This is a genomic window from Paraclostridium bifermentans, assembly GCF_964259345.1.
In the GTDB taxonomy this organism is placed as follows: domain Bacteria; phylum Bacillota; class Clostridia; order Peptostreptococcales; family Peptostreptococcaceae; genus Paraclostridium; species Paraclostridium bifermentans_B.
On record NZ_CAXVJR010000001.1, the window covers coordinates 484479 to 500417 of the forward strand.

At 28.1% G+C, this 15939-nt stretch carries 10 protein-coding genes; all 10 read right to left on the reverse strand.

Going from position 1 to position 15939, the window contains the following annotated elements; all coding sequences use genetic code 11:
- Positions 1 to 104 precede the first annotated feature (104 nt).
- Positions 105 to 2183, reverse strand: coding sequence for an ABC transporter permease (locus ACEXNK_RS02505; RefSeq protein ID WP_373599801.1), 2079 nt, complete (start codon positions 2181 to 2183; stop codon positions 105 to 107).
- Positions 2173 to 2940 carry an ABC transporter ATP-binding protein gene (locus ACEXNK_RS02510; protein WP_373599800.1) on the reverse strand — a complete coding sequence of 256 codons (768 nt, stop codon included), beginning with the start codon at positions 2938 to 2940 and terminating at the stop codon, positions 2173 to 2175. Before ACEXNK_RS02510 ends, ACEXNK_RS02505 begins: the two co-directional genes overlap by 11 nt.
- Positions 2941 to 3038: 98 nt before the next feature.
- Positions 3039 to 4052, reverse strand: coding sequence for a sensor histidine kinase (locus tag ACEXNK_RS02515; protein ID WP_373601540.1), 1014 nt, complete (start codon positions 4050 to 4052; stop codon positions 3039 to 3041).
- Positions 4053 to 4110: 58 nt separating this feature from the next.
- Positions 4111 to 4710 carry a response regulator transcription factor gene (locus ACEXNK_RS02520; RefSeq protein WP_373599798.1) on the reverse strand — a complete coding sequence of 200 codons (600 nt, stop codon included), beginning with the start codon at positions 4708 to 4710 and terminating at the stop codon, positions 4111 to 4113.
- Positions 4711 to 5038: 328 nt separating this feature from the next.
- On the reverse strand, positions 5039 to 6064 hold the full coding sequence (locus ACEXNK_RS02525) for an acyltransferase family protein (protein ID WP_373599797.1): 1026 nt from the start codon (positions 6062 to 6064) through the stop codon (positions 5039 to 5041).
- A 593-nt stretch (positions 6065 to 6657) separates the two neighbouring features.
- A complete protein-coding gene (locus tag ACEXNK_RS02530; protein ID WP_373599796.1) occupies positions 6658 to 7917 on the reverse strand; it encodes a coproporphyrinogen-III oxidase family protein in 1260 nt (419 codons plus the stop codon).
- A gap of 10 nt (positions 7918 to 7927) precedes the next feature.
- Entirely contained in the window at positions 7928 to 8830 is a 903-nt protein-coding gene (locus ACEXNK_RS02535; protein ID WP_373599795.1) for a radical SAM protein, read from the reverse strand.
- Positions 8831 to 9011: 181 nt separating this feature from the next.
- Complete coding sequence (gene katG, locus ACEXNK_RS02540) at positions 9012 to 11207, reverse strand: catalase/peroxidase HPI (RefSeq protein ID WP_373599794.1); 2196 nt, start codon at positions 11205 to 11207, stop codon at positions 9012 to 9014.
- A gap of 233 nt (positions 11208 to 11440) precedes the next feature.
- Positions 11441 to 13804, reverse strand: a complete 2364-nt coding sequence (locus ACEXNK_RS02545) for an S-layer homology domain-containing protein (RefSeq protein WP_373599793.1) — start codon at positions 13802 to 13804, stop codon at positions 11441 to 11443.
- Between the two features lie 453 nt (positions 13805 to 14257).
- Positions 14258 to 15939, reverse strand: a 1682-nt coding sequence (locus ACEXNK_RS02550; RefSeq protein ID WP_373599792.1) for an S-layer homology domain-containing protein, incomplete at its 5' end; no start/stop codon positions are given.

Here is a 15939-nt window from a genome sequence, read left to right on the forward strand (position 1 = left end):
ATATTTTATTTATTTTTCAATTAATTTTTAATCCTTCAATACTATCAATGTATGAATTTAAAGTAATATTAAAACTTGTTTGATGAAATAGAATTTAGCTATTTCTAATCTTCTTTTATAATATTTTTACTACAAAGATAAGTCACTATAAAATACCCACCATATATAACTACTACGAATATTGAAGTCATAATGATAGATTTCATAAGTCCATCTCTACCAAAACTTTCAAGCATCATATTTGCAACTTGAATTCCAAATATAGAGTGAATTATTGCTAAAAGTAATGGAAATCCAAAGAATATTCCAATTTGTATAAACAAAGATTTATTAATCATACTTTCATCTACACCTATTTTTCTTAAGGTTTTATATCTATCCTTACTATCAGCACTTTCTGATAATTCTTTTAAAGCAAGTATTGCACCACTAGAAATTAAAAATACTAAACCTATATAAAGCCCTATGAATACTGCCATTGCACTTGTTCCAATGTTGTCATTGTAAATGTCTATTTTACTACCTATACCTATAACTAAATTTTTTTCATAAACATCTTCTCTTATTTCATTTATCTTATCTTCTATTTTATCTTTTTCTTGTTTATTATTAGCTTTGTAATTCCCAGCTAAAATTTGGTCTGTAATCATACTTTCCTCTACTGCATCATCTGGAACTAATATAATTCCTGTATTACTTGATTCAGATGACATAGTAATATAGCCACCCTTTATTTCTTCATATTTAGGCTTATATGATTTATCTCCTATGGTTATCTCTGAGCGTGACTTTAAACCTTCATTGTAAATTTTAATCATATTTTTATAATCACAAATAACCATATATTCATCATTTTTCAAATTATAAGTTTCTTTTCCATATAGCTTTGCTATTTTGTTATAATCACTTATTCTAACTAAATCGGATTTTATATTATAAAAAACTTCATCAGATTCAACTTGGTCAGGATTTTCAGCCTTTAGCATTTCATAATAATTACCAAGTAAATCTTTTAAAGTAACTTCTTTTGTTTGGTATTTATTAATTACAACTACATCAGTTAAATTTGAATTTGTATCAAATCCTCTATTTTCTAAAACTTCTTCTACACTTAATTTAGAAGTATCTATCTGTGCTTTAGTATAGGTATATCCATCCTCATTTGTTTTTCCTAAATTCATACTCTTAGAAATTGAAATATCAGCTGTTGCTAATTTCTTCATATTTGATTTAAGTGTTGCATTCATAGAAACTGAACTAGAAAAAACACAAATAGTTATAAAGAGCATCAAACAAATTACTGACATAGATACTACTGTAGTATTTATCTTACTGCTAAGTTGTCTTAAAGTAAAACTATTTAGATTCTTATAATAAACCTTATCTATGTACATTACTAATTTCATAATAAACCCTGATAATGACCAAAATACTAAAAAAGTTCCTACTACTCCATATATTATTTGTAAATATACATCTGTAGCTTTTTCCATACTATTAGCATTAAATGTTACATTATAATAAGCATATGAAAGTAATATAACTGCAAAAATAAATACTCCCATACATACATATGGATTTTTCATTTTTATATCTTCTGACTTACTTTTACTTTGTATCAGTTCAATTAACTTACATCTACTCACTTGTATAATATTAAATATCATTACAAATATATAAATTATAAAGAAGTAAAGTATGGTTTTAAATATTGCTACATTAGAAATTGCAAATCTAAACTTATCCATATCTGCCTCAAATAAACTTGCCACAAATATTGACATTACTTGTGATAGACCTATTCCCAAAATTAGTCCTATTACTAACGAAATAATACCTATTAAAACAGTTTCAAAGAAGATTATTTGAGATATACTCCCCTTTCCCATTCCAAGAGTCATATATATTCCAAACTCTCTTTTCCTTCTCTTCATCAAAAATCTATTTGCATAAATTATTAAAAATCCAAGTACAAAAGAAACAAACACACTAATTGCTGATAAAACTGTAGTTATAATACTTATTGAGCTACTTGATGACTTTGATAAATTCAACATTACCGTTTGTTTTTCTAATGAATTAAACACATAAAATATAGCTATACCTAAGATAAGTGTAAAAAAGTAAATTGCATAATCTTTAAAACTTTTCTTTATATTTTTAAGAGATAATTTAAATAACATCGCTATTATCCCCTCCTAGCAATGAAATTACATCTAAGATTCTCTCAAAGAATACTTTTCTACTATCATTTCCTTTATTAAACTCATTAAATATTTTTCCATCCTTGATAAAAACTACACGAGATGCATAACTAGCAGTAAAGGCATCGTGAGTTACCATAAGTATAGTTGAATATAATTCTTGATTTAAGGTTTGAAAAATTTCAAGCAATCTTCTTGCACTATTTGAATCAAGAGATCCTGTTGGTTCATCTGCTAAAATTAATTTTGGATTAGTTATTACAGCTCTCGCACAAGCTATCCTTTGCTTTTGTCCCCCTGACATTTGATAAGGATATTTACTTAAAATATCTAAAATTCCAAGCTTACCTGCCACTTTTTCTATACGTGATTTTATTTCACTTGGTTTTATATTTTGTATCTGTAAAGTTAGTGCTATATTTTCGTAAGCAGTTAAAGTATCTAATAAGTTAAAATCCTGAAATATAAAGCCTAATTCCTCTCTACGAAATTTATTAAGTTGATTACCTTTTAACTTTGTAATATCTTTTGCTCCTATAAAAATATGACCACTTGTTACCCTGTCTATAGTGGAAATTGCATTTAAAAGTGTAGTTTTTCCAGAGCCACTAGCTCCCATAATAGCTACAAATTCTCCCTTTTCAATTTCTAATGATATATTATCAATTGCCTTCGTAATGTTTGATTTACTCCCATAATATTTACTTATATTATCAATTTTTAATAAACTAGACATCTCTATCTCCTTCCATCTTCTATAAAATTTGCTTGGGTGTTTCCTATATTTTCAATTATATAGAAAGTGAAATTTAAGTAACATCGAAGTATATTACATTACCTTACACAACTGTAATATTCGTTATTTGAAAAGCAAATTGATATCTTAGTAAACTCTCCAACTTGAGATTCTACCTTAACTTTATGCCCCAATTTATCACATAATTTCTTAACTAAATATAACCCCATTCCTGTTGAACTACTAATTTTTCTTCCATTTTCTCCAGTAAAAGATTTATTAAATACTTTATTAATATCTTTTTCATTTATACCTATTCCATTATCCTCTATTTCTAAAACTACTTCATCGTCAATAGCTTTAGCTTCTATTTTTATCTTAGGATTTTCTTTAGAGTATTTAATACTATTACTTATTATTTGATTAATTATAAACCCCATCCATTTACTATCTGTTAAAACCACATGGTTTAAATCTTCAATTTCTAGAAAAATCTTTTTCAAAAGTAAACTATCCTTATTCCTTCTTATAACAGGATTGATTATATCCTCAAGATTACAATGTTTAATTATATAATCTTTTTCTGCATTATCACTTCGAACAAAATATAAAACTTCTTCCACATAATTCTCTATACGATTTATTTGATCTTTTATTTTCTTAGGTGCATCTTCTTTATTATTATGTAAAATCAAAGTAGTACTAGCAATGGGTAACTTTACTTCATGAATCCACATTTCTATATACTCTTTAAAATCATTTACACTCTTTTTATAAACATCAATTTCCTCATGCATTGATTTATCTATCTCATAAAGACTTTCATAGAAAATTTTCCCCTCTATAAAACTTGGGGAATCTACCATTTCTGTAATTAAGTATTTTTCATCTAAACTATCTAAAGTATCGTTGAAATTTTGAAAAAAACTTTTCTTCCTGTAATAATCAACTAAAATCACTGTAACTATAAATATTGCCATTACTGTAATTATAGAAATTATTAAAGTCGTAGGAACCCTATACATAAATAGAAAAAATAAGACTGATATAATCAAGAAAACATATAGAACTAAATAAATTATTTTATCTTTAATATAATCTGCTAATCTCATATTAATATATATCCTTGTTCTCTTCTCGTTTCAACTACACCTTTAAGACCTATACTTTCTAATTTTTTCTAAGTCTATTTATATTTACAGTAAGGGTATTATCATCTATAAATTTATTAGTTCCCCATAAATAGTCCATAATTTCTTCCCTAGTTACAATTTTTCCTATATTTGAAAGCAAGAAATAAAAAATACTCATCTCATTTTTTGATAATAATAACTCCTCTTCATCTGCTTCCAAGGTACTTTTTAATAGATTTACTTTTATATGTCTGTATTTTAAATTATTATTAGAGTTTTTATTAATTCGTTTGAATAAAGCTTCTATTCTAAGTAATAATAAAACAGCATTGTAAGGTTTTGTTATATAATCATCTGCTCCATGTGTCATACTCAAAATTTCATCTACCTCTGTATTTTTACTAGTTACCATTATTACTGGAACATCAGATTCCTTTCGTACTTGTTTTAGTAATTGTTGTCCACTTATACAAGGTAGTTTTATATCTAAAAGTACTAAGTCTGGATCTATTTTTAAAACCTCTTCCTTTGCATTTTCAAAAGAAGTTAATGTTTCAACTTCATAGTCGTTATCTTGTAATAAGATTTTTAATTCCTCTCTTAATTCTATATCGTCTTCTATAATTAAAATTTTCATATATAATCATCCCCTAACCTTCGTCTTAGCTTATTTATAATATATCCTAATAATTCCATTTTTTCAATTTAATATAAATATAAAAGGATATGCCTTTTGTTATTGAAACTTCAGCATATCCTTTTATATTTTATTAAGTTGTACCTGTTATCTCCTATTATGTATACAAAAAGTATCTGACTTTAAATACGCAATTTTTTACATAGTTTGTGCCCCTGGGGGTACTTGTCAAGTTACGTAGTAGCTTAACTTGCTATCATGTCTTAAATTCATAGTTAGACTAGCATTAGTATTTTTGTTAGCAATCACAACACTATATATAGAATCATCAATCTCGTCCACCGGTTAATGCTGTCAATGCCTTTGGTGCAAATTTATTTAAAATAACATAAATAATAGTAGAAAGGATAATAACACTAATAAGTATTATTACTCGTGTTAAAATATTACTTACTGAAACTGGTATTGAAATATATTCATAAAAATCATAAATACGCCACCTAATATCATCAATCAAAGGTTGATGCATTGCATACATTAAAAAAGTAAGTCTATATACCCATTTATCCTTTAATGAAGGGATAACCGGTAATAGAAATAACCCCATAATAGGCATAAGCTTAATTGTTGTATTAGATAGAAATCCTGGAAAAGTTCCTTCCAGTAAAAATGCTATGAATAAAACAGAAAATATGTAAACTAAGCGGTTTTCCTGATGTAATTCATCATAAAACTTTCCATAGAAAGCCCCAACTAAATATGATGGAAAATAAAAAAGAATATTTCCAACATATCCATGATTAACTATTCTAACGAACATTTCATTTGTAATATTTCTCTGTGCACTCAAAAAAATAATAATTACTACAACTAAACCCCACCCTATATTTTTATTCTTAAAAATCAATAAAAATATAGGAGAAACTAATGCTAAAAGAAATACCGCATATACATACCACATTGCACCGTCTGATGGCCACATAACTAAATAAAATGTCTTATACAAAAAATCTTTTAATGAAAAAATATATTGGCCTTGAAGTACAAGTTTTAATGTAATAATAACTTGCCATGTTACGTATGGAATTAACAGCGAAAAAACTCGCCTCTTTATTTTTGTGGGATAATTTTTTAGATTTAAATTACGAAAAAGAAGAAAACCTGTAACTGCAAAAAAATGACTCATTACAAATACACCCATTACATCGAAAATATTGGATAGAAAAGTGTTAAATGCTGCATCAGTTGCATTAAGCGCATATGAATTATCCAATGCCCCACAATGATAAAATATCATAAAGCAAGTCATCAAGAATCCTAATATTTTAATTTTTTCGCTAAGTTTTTGATTCATATATTTTTCAATCTCCTTTATTAAACTATTATTTTAGCCAGTTGTGTAATTCTACAACTGTTAATTTATCTAACTTTTTTCAAGTTATTATATTTTTTATTTTTCAATTGTGCAATCATCCAATCCCACTACTTAGTCAAACTTCACAAAATCACCTATATGCTTCATATTCTGCCATATATATTACGATTATGTTTATTTTATTTAATTAATCGCAAAAAACGACAACACATTTCTGTATTGTCGTGGATTTCAATAGTGAAGACGAATCGTATCAAAACCCTATTCCACAAAATTTTGTTGTTTTAATTATATTATATAACTACATTTTTGGCAAATTTTGGGTATTTTTTTACACGTTACTACAAAATAACAGTGAATTACCCCTACCTCGTAAAACACGCCCCTCTCTATTTATATAAATCAAAAACAAAAATAGGTCACTCAAAACTCGTTAAGCGAAGGGGGAAGATGTAAGTTTTAGCGACATTTACAAGCATGATTTACCGCTTGTATGGAGCAAAACTTACATCTTCCCCCGGAGAGCCCCACGAATTAAGGCAACCTATTTTAAATTTTATAGTATATTATCTTTAATATAATGTTATCTTCTCTGGCCATGGATTATTTTTCGCAATACTCCATGTCTTATCAATATATTGCAAAGTATAAATTTGCTCCACTACATGGAAATAATAAGAACCCTTTGTAGTAACCTTATATCCAAACTCATCTTCCTTTAATAAATTCATTGCTTTAGCCAAACTCAACTCAAACCTATAATCTTTACTTAAATCACTACCAAACATCTTCTTATAAAGCTCTTTATCTAAATTCATATTATAAACATTCCAAAACAACCAATAAGACTTTCTTGAAAACTTAGTAAAATCTAAAACCAACGCACAAGGAAACTCCTTCTTATTTACTGCATTTATATACTCTTCAACTGAAAAAGTATTTAACCTAAACTTATCATCAAACAACGAAGCAGCCCCTGGCCCTAACCCTATAAAATTCTCTCTAGTTATAGAAGAATATTTTTCTGTATTAGGCTTAGCAAAAGTCCACACAGAAGTTCTATCTAAACCTATTTCCTTTGCCATATTCACAAGCTCAAATAACATCTTTTTCTTCTCACTAGAACTTAAAGGTTTTCTTTCATTATTAGCATAAGAAAAATCAATAAATGGATATGTAGAAATCTGAGTTGCTCCAATTTCAAAAGCCAATGCTACATCTTCCTTCAAATCTTCTATACTTTGATTAGGTATTCCAAATATCAAATCTACATCTATAGTTTCAAATCCAACTTCTTTTACTAGCTTTATCTTTTCTACTTCATCATTTTCTCTTCTATTTAAATTTTCCAAGCAAGTTTTATTAAAAGATTGAATTCCAACACTTATCATATTAAACCCTAAACTCTTTAACTTATTCAATAAACTTAAATTTATATTACTTGGATGTAGCTCTATAGCTAAACTACCTTTTAAATTAAAGTTTTCTTTTACAGTATCTATAATCTCTTCAAGGTATTCTATAAGTAAGGCAGGCGTTCCACCTCCAAAATATAAAGATGTTATATCCTGTTTTTTATATCTTACATTAGCTAGTTTTATCTCTTTTAATAAAGCTTCTTTATATTCAAAAGCCTTTTTTTCATCATATAGCTCTTTATTGTACGGACAAAAAGAACATATACTTTTACAAAATGGTATATGTATATATAACCCTAAATTACCTTTATTATTTAAATTAACATAATCTAAATTATTATTATCATTACATTTTACAAATTCAAATGGCTTAAAGCTCTTGTTTAACACAGGTCTTAAAATATTAGTCAGCATGTTCTCTCTCCTATACAAATTTCAGATATGTTTTTAAAGTTTCATATATTATCTTAATATTTCCACTAAACAATAAAGAGAACTCTACAGCAAATAAATACCCACATTCATTACATAATCCATCTATTTCTACACATCTTCCACATACAAATCTTTTTTTATTTTCTACTACTAAACATTGCTTACAAGGTCTACTCCAATTATTATCTAAATAATAATCTAGTGCAGAGTATAAATTAAATATTGGATACCCTTCCTTCATAAGTTGTTTTATAGTATTTACTACCTCAATTTTTTGTTCTTTACTTAAACTTAAATTCTCTGTTCCCTCATATGGTGTATGAAAATTAAAGGAAATACTCTTTAGATTTTTAGTATTTTTAACTAATTTACATAATTTTTTTATATCCTTATAATTTCTATTATTAACAGCCATATAAACACAGATATTACTTTCATTAGCCTTCTCTACATTTTCGAATATAGTATCAAAGGTATTACCTCTTATAAAATTATGATTTTCTTTAGTTCCATCGATACTTAAAAATATAATATCTGCTTCTTTAATATCTAAATCTATAGTTCCATTTGTAACTATATTGACTAATTCAAAACCAATTTCTTTAGCTTCTCTAATTAAATCTTTTATACTTCTTCCATTATCCTCCCAAAGAAGAGTTTCTCCACCACAAAAAAATAAAATCCTAACGCCTTCTTCATAAAGCTTTAGCATTTCTGCTTTTATATCTTCATAAGGATGTATTATTTTATTTATATTGTTTACTGCACAATGCTTACAGGTAAGATTGCAATAATCCGTAAGTATGATAGTAGCTAATATTGGATTAGTATTTTTAAAAAATATTGTTTTTAATCCATACGTTGAAAATTCTAAAAATGATTTTAACTTCATAACTTGTCTTCTCCCGTTTAAATATATTAAATAATAAATTTTTGTAATTTTTTTACAATTACAACTATATCTTAGAATAACACAAAAAGAACTGCTAGACTATACGCTTAGCAGTTCTCTTATTAATTCTATATCTATCTTAACAGGTATTTTAATAATTTTTAGCTATATAATATACTATCTATTTTGCACAAACATCATAACGATCTGCATTCATTACTTTATTCCAAGCATTTATAAAATCTTTTAAGAATTTAGCCCCAGAGCCTTCACTTGCATATACCTCTGAAATAGCACGAAGTTGAGAATTAGATCCAAAAATAAGATCCACTCGTGTTCCTTCCCACTTTAACTTTCCAGTTTCTCTGTCACGTCCCTCAAATATCTTTTCATCAGGAGAAGTAGGTGTCCAAACTGTATCCATATCTAAAAGATTTACAAAGAAATCATTTGTAAGAGCCTCTGGTCTCTTTGTAAAAACACCATACTTAGATTTTTTATAATTTGTATTAAGTACACGCATACCACCTAATAAAACTGTCATCTCAGGAGCTGTCAAAGTTAAAAGTTGTGCACGATCAATTAATAATTCTTCCTCACTCACTGGATAATCTGCTTTTACATAATTCCTAAATCCATCTGCATTTGGCTCAAGTACAGAAAATGACTGTATATCAGTTTGTTCCTGTGATGCATCTGTACGTCCTGGTATAAAAGGAACTCTAACCTTATATCCAGCATTCTTTGCTCCCTTTTCAATACCACAAGCTCCTCCAAGAACAATCATATCTGCTAAAGATACCTGCTTATTTTCAATCTGCGAATCATTAAATTCTTCCTTGATTTCTTCAAGAACGTTTAAAACTTTTTCTAATTGCTCAGGTTCATTAACTTCCCAATTCTTTTGTGGCTCTAAACGAGTTCTAGCTCCATTTGCCCCACCACGTTTATCAGAACCTCTAAAGGTTGATGCAGATGACCAAGCTGTATAAACAAGTTCTGATATCGATAATCCAGAAGATAAAATCTTCTTTTTAAGATATTTGATATCATCTTCATTAATTAATTTATAATCAACTTTTGGTACAGGATCTTGCCATATAAATTCCTCTTTTGGAACCTCTGGTCCAAGATATCTTGAGATAGGCCCCATATCACGATGTGTTAATTTAAACCATGCACGTGCGAAATTCTCAGTGAATTTATCAGGATTATTTGAATAGTCTTTTACAATTTTATTGTATATAGGGTCGTATATAAGACCTAGGTCAGCCGTTGTCATCATAGGCGGATGTTTTTTTGATGGATCATATGCATCTACAATCATATCCTCTTCATCTACATCTTTAGCTCTCCACTGATATGCTCCTGCTGGACTTTTAACTAACTCATACTGATACTTTAACAATACTTTAAGATAACCCATATCCCATGTTGTTGGATTTGGCTTCCATGCACCTTCAATTCCACTACTGATGGTATCAGGACCTTTACCACTTTTATAGCTATTTTTCCAACCAAGTCCCTGCTCTTTTATACTAGCAGCTTCCGGTGGCGGGCCAACATATGTTGGAGAAGCTGCACCATGACATTTACCAAATGTATGGCCACCAGCTACAAGTGCCACAGTTTCTTCATCATTCATAGCCATTCTTGAGAATGTTACCCTAATATCTTTTGCAGAGCCAAGTGGATCAGGTTTTCCATCAGGACCTTCTGGATTTACATAAATTAATCCCATCTGAGTTGCAGCAAGCGGATTTTCAAGTTTACCACTTACAGAGCTTTTATTACTTCCAAGCCACTCAGTTTGTGAGCCCCAATAAGTATCTTGTGGTTCCCAAACATCAACACGTCCTCCACCAAATCCAATAGTCTTAAGTCCCATTGATTCAAGAGCACAATTACCTGTTAATATCATAAGGTCTGCCCATGAAATTTTATCTCCATATTTTTGTTTAATTGGCCAAATTAATCTACGTGCTTTATCTAAGTTAATATTATCAGGCCAACTATTTAGTGGTGGAAATCTTTGTGATCCATCACCACCTCCACCTCTACCATCACTTATTCTATAAGTTCCTGCACTATGCCAAGCCATACGAATAAATAAGCCTCCATAATGGGCAAAATCTGCTGGCCACCAATCCTTTGAATCTGTCATTAAATTGTATAAATCTTTTTTTAGTTCATAATAGTCAAGTTTACAAAATTCTTCAGCATAGTTAAACTTAGGACCCATTGGATTACTAAGGTTTGAGTTTTGATGAAGAACATCTAGGTTTAGTTGATTAGGCCACCAATCTTTATTTGTGTTTCCAGGTCCTGATGCAGTGTTTCCCACTCTCCCTGTAAATGGACATCTTATTTCTCTCATCTAATAATGCTCCCCCTTAAGTACTACATATTTTATTGTAGAATATGTAAATACGTTTTTATTTGTATTATTTTGAATACACACCCTATAATTATATTTATTAATCTACAAGTTGTACTAATGCTTAAAACCCAACAAAAAACAAAAATAGGTCACCCAAAACTCGTTAAGCAAAGAGTGAAATCTTCACCCGGAGAGCCCAACGAATTAAGGCAACCTATTTTATTTTTTACCTATTTTACTCTACTTAACATAGAAATTGCTTCTGCTCTTGTTATATTTCCCTTAGCTCTAATAGTTTTATCTTCATATCCATTTAAGTATCCTGATTCTATTGCACCTTCTACAGAAGATTTAGCCCATTCATCAGTTTGATTTCCATCTATAAATGAATTTAACTTATCTACGTTATTATCTTTATTATTTATTATATTTGTTAATATCATAGCAACTTCTTGTCTTGTAATATTGTCATTAGGAGCAAATTTCTCTTTTGACTTACCTTTTATATATCCTTGATTAATTCCTATACAAATATCTGAATAAAACCAATCATTCTCATTTACATCATCAAATTTTTCTGCACCCTTTTGATCATATCCAAATACATTATTTACTACTCTTACAAATTCAGCTCTTGTCATATTATTATCTGGTTTAAATGTTTTATCTTCATATCCATTTATGAAACCTTTATCTACAAATGAATTAATTGTTTTTTCCGCCCAATGTCCGTTAATATCATTAAAATCTACTTTGTGATTTGAGCTTATTTCCGGTTCTTTATTCGTTGGTACATCTTTATTTTCATGGTTTAGATATAATTTTATTGTACCTCCAAAATTATATAATTTTGTTTCACTCTTTCCACTTTTATAAGTATCTGCAACTTGTTCCCCATTTATAATCTTATCACTAAAATCTACAAAATCATCTTCCCATCTTTCACCTTTTATCATATTAGGTTTTAAATAGTAGACTTTTAATCTATTTTCACTTCCATAATTAAATTTATCTTTATCTATTTTAAACTCTATTGTATCATTATCAACATTAGTTTTTATTGTTTTTACTAAAGTACCATCATTTACTTGATTTTCAATATTATTATTATAATTATTTATTTGTTTGTTTTTTAAATCTAATATATCATCATTGTAGTCTGTAAGTAAATCTAATTTTTTAGTATTATCCAACTCTAAATATTCGCCATTTACACCTTTAATAGGATTTTTCATTTTTATTATAACTTTTCCATCTTTTTCAGAGATTTGAACATATTCATTACCTATGTGTTTATTAACAATCTCTCTATCAACTGCTATATTCAAATCATCATCTATTTTAGCTTTTATAGTACTAACATCTGTTATATTATTTTGAGCTAAATTTACAATACGTAATTTTTCTAAATTATTTAAAGGCGCTAAATTCTCTACATTATTTTGATATCCAAATAATACTTTTAAGTTATCCATATCCTTTAATGGCTCTAAGTCTGAAACTAAGTTTTTACTAAAATTAAATTCTCTTAATTTAGTTAATTTTTTAAGTGGTCTTATGTCTTTAACTTTATTATCGTATATATGTAAATATTCTAAGTTTGTCAAATTTTCAAGAGGTGTTACATCTTTTATATCATTACCTCTTACTGTTAAAAATCTTAGATTTGTTAAATTTGCTATTGGTTGAAGATCATTAAGTTGAGTTTCTATGGCTTCTAACATTTCCAAGTTTTTTAAATTTTTCAAATGTCTAATTTCTTTCAATTCTCTATTTTGACTTAGATGTAAAATTTTTAAATTTGTTAAATATTGTAATCCATCATCATCTCTTAATGCATTATCTGATAAATCTATTCTTTCTAATTTAGTTAGTTTTTCTAATAAATAAACTTTCTTATAGTTTTCATCAAATCCATACAATGCATCTATATTGTTAGATGCTAATTCTAGGTCCTTTAAGTTTGTTAAATTTGATAATCCACTAATATCACTTATATTATTTTCATTTAAAACTAACTTATTTAAATTTACCAAACTACTTAGCTGTGATATATCCTCTATATTGTCATTTGAAAGTCTTAATTCTTCAATTGTATTTATTTTACCTATCTGCCCTAAATCTTTAATATTAGTGTATATAGCTGAAAACTTTTTAAGTTTTTTAAAATTTTGTAAATCACTATAATCATTTATATTCATAGCTCTAACATTAAAATCTTCAAGATTCTCAGCATATTTTAAACCTTCAATATTATCTACGGTTTCATCTGATCCACCTCTTATATATACTCTTTTTAATAGTTTCATATCCTCTATAGTTGGATTATAGGTTTTTGCATCCTTTTTTTCCCACTCAGACCCTGGTATTCTACTGTCCTTATCATTTAGAGCATATACTACTCTTTTTCTTAATGTGTCATTATTAAAAATCTTTTCAGATTTTTCTTCTATAGGTGTAGATGTATCCACTTTATTTTCCACAGTTGTAGGTGTAGCTACTTTATTTTCTACTTCCTGTGCATTACTTATAACTCCCGTTGAACATAAACACACTATACTTGTTGTTAATGCTATAAATACTTTTCCCTTCATTTTGCCATTCTCCCCTATGCATTTATTTAAATATTAAAAAATATAAAAAATTCGCTTCGAACATATTAAAATGTGTTATTTATACTTATTTCAAATTTCTTCGACTTTGTGAAAATTTCTATATAAAATATTATTAAATATTTTCTTAGTTGCAATTTCCAAGCTTATTTTTTACCATTTTTTGACATTTCAGTTAAAAGTATATCATTTGAAATTTTTTTTTACAATTTGAAAGCCCATTTCTAATTATTGTTTTTTTCTATATAGATATAGGTAACAATATATTTTTTCTATAATACTTACATTATTCTTGTGTTATCTATATAATGTTAAGTTTAAATATGTTTTAATAAATTTATCAAAAAATAAAAATAGGTCACCCCAAACTCGTTAAACGAAAGATAAATCTACATAACGAGTTGAGGTAACCTACTTCTCATATTTATTTTTTTATTATTTTACTCTACTTAACATAGAAATTGCTTCTGCTCTTGTTATATTTCCCTTAGCTCTAATAGTTTTATCTCCATATCCATTTAAATATCCTGATTCTATAGCACCTTCCACAGAAGGTTTAGCCCATTCATCTGTTTGATGTCCATCTGTAAATGAATTTAATTTATCTAAGTTATTATCTTTATTATTCATTATATTTGTTAATATCATAGCAACTTCTTGTCTAGTAATATTATCATTAGGCGCAAAAATCTCTTTTGATTTCCCATTTATATATCCCATATTGATTCCTATGCAAATATCTGAATAGAACCAATCATTTTCATTTACATCATCAAATTGCTCTGTACCCTTTTGATCATATCCAAAGATATTATTTACTACTCTTACAAATTCAGCCCTTGTCATACTATTATCTGGTTTAAATGTTTTATCATCATATCCATTTATAAAACCTTTTTCTACAAATGAGTTAATTGTTTTTTCCGCCCAATGTCCTGAGATATCATTAAACTCTATTTTTTCTTTAACGATTACATTTATAGTTTTACTAGTTGTAGCGCCTTTGCTATCTACAATTTTGTATACTACTTTATATGTTCCTGCTTTACTTGTATCTACTGTATTTTCTATTACTTCTATCTTGTCACTTATATCTCCATCTTCGTAGTCTTTTGCACTTACTCCATTTAGTGGGTTGAACTTTTCTCCTACTTTGATTTCTATATCACTTGCACTTATTTCTGGTACTTTGTTCATTACTACTAACCCTTGTACTACCGTTACCTTTATCTCTTTTGTTGCACTTGCTCCTTTACTATCGGTTACTTTATATACTACTTTATATTCTCCTGCCTTACTTGTATCTACTGTGTTTTCTATTACTTCTATCTTGTCACTTATATCTCCATCTTCGTAGTCTTTTGCACTTACTCCATTTAGTGGATTGAACTTTTCACCCACTTTGATTTCTATATCACTTGCACTTATTTCTGGTACTCTATTTGTTGGTACTATAGGCGTTTGATCATTATCAACATCGTAAGTTTTTGTGATTGTATTACCAAATACAGTTTTAAATTCTATAGTTACTTTATTCTTAGCCCCTATACTTATACCTTTTATATCGAATCTACCTTTGTAATCTAAATCTATTTTTTTACCCTCTATGTACATATCTGCTACATTAACTGTTGCACCTTTTATATCTATAATTCCATCTGTTGCTACTAAAGGAGCGTTATCTATTCTAACTGGTATATCTTGTACTGGATAATTAGACATATTCATAGAACCTATAGAGTTTGAACCACTCATAACTATTGTCCCATTATTTAATGTTGGACTTCCACCCCAGCTCATACTAGTTCCGTGTAGTGTCCCATTTATTGTTAGCCCTCCATTAATTTTAAGAGCTCCTAATACATACACATTGCCTGTAACTGTTACATTTCCACTTACAGTAAGAACTGCTTCTGGTCCTATGTATAAATCTCCATTTGTTGTTTTATTCGACCAAGATTCATTTTTATTTACTACTGATACACCTTCTATTGGTTTAACTGTACTATCATCATTCTGCACATTAAAGTTTCCACTACTTAGATCTTCTCTTATATCCCCATAATTATTTGTATTGGAGTTTTTTATATATACCTCATTATCTAACTTATCACTAG

What these genes read in the sequence shown, in the direction of transcription:
- ACEXNK_RS02520 (WP_373599798.1), bottom strand. Translation starts at nt 4,710, where the DNA reads ATGAAAATTTTAATTATAGAAGACGATATAGAATTAAGAGAGGAATTA.
- ACEXNK_RS02505 (WP_373599801.1), bottom strand. Translation starts at nt 2,183, where the DNA reads ATGTTATTTAAATTATCTCTTAAAAATATAAAGAAAAGTTTTAAAGAT.
- ACEXNK_RS02515 (WP_373601540.1), bottom strand. Translation starts at nt 4,052, where the DNA reads ATGAGATTAGCAGATTATATTAAAGATAAAATAATTTATTTAGTTCTA.
- katG (WP_373599794.1), bottom strand. Translation starts at nt 11,207, where the DNA reads ATGAGAGAAATAAGATGTCCATTTACAGGGAGAGTGGGAAACACTGCA.
- ACEXNK_RS02510 (WP_373599800.1), bottom strand. Translation starts at nt 2,940, where the DNA reads ATGTCTAGTTTATTAAAAATTGATAATATAAGTAAATATTATGGGAGT.
- ACEXNK_RS02545 (WP_373599793.1), bottom strand. Translation starts at nt 13,804, where the DNA reads ATGAAGGGAAAAGTATTTATAGCATTAACAACAAGTATAGTGTGTTTA.
- ACEXNK_RS02535 (WP_373599795.1), bottom strand. Translation starts at nt 8,830, where the DNA reads ATGAAGTTAAAATCATTTTTAGAATTTTCAACGTATGGATTAAAAACA.
- ACEXNK_RS02530 (WP_373599796.1), bottom strand. Translation starts at nt 7,917, where the DNA reads ATGCTGACTAATATTTTAAGACCTGTGTTAAACAAGAGCTTTAAGCCA.
- ACEXNK_RS02525 (WP_373599797.1), bottom strand. Translation starts at nt 6,064, where the DNA reads ATGAATCAAAAACTTAGCGAAAAAATTAAAATATTAGGATTCTTGATG.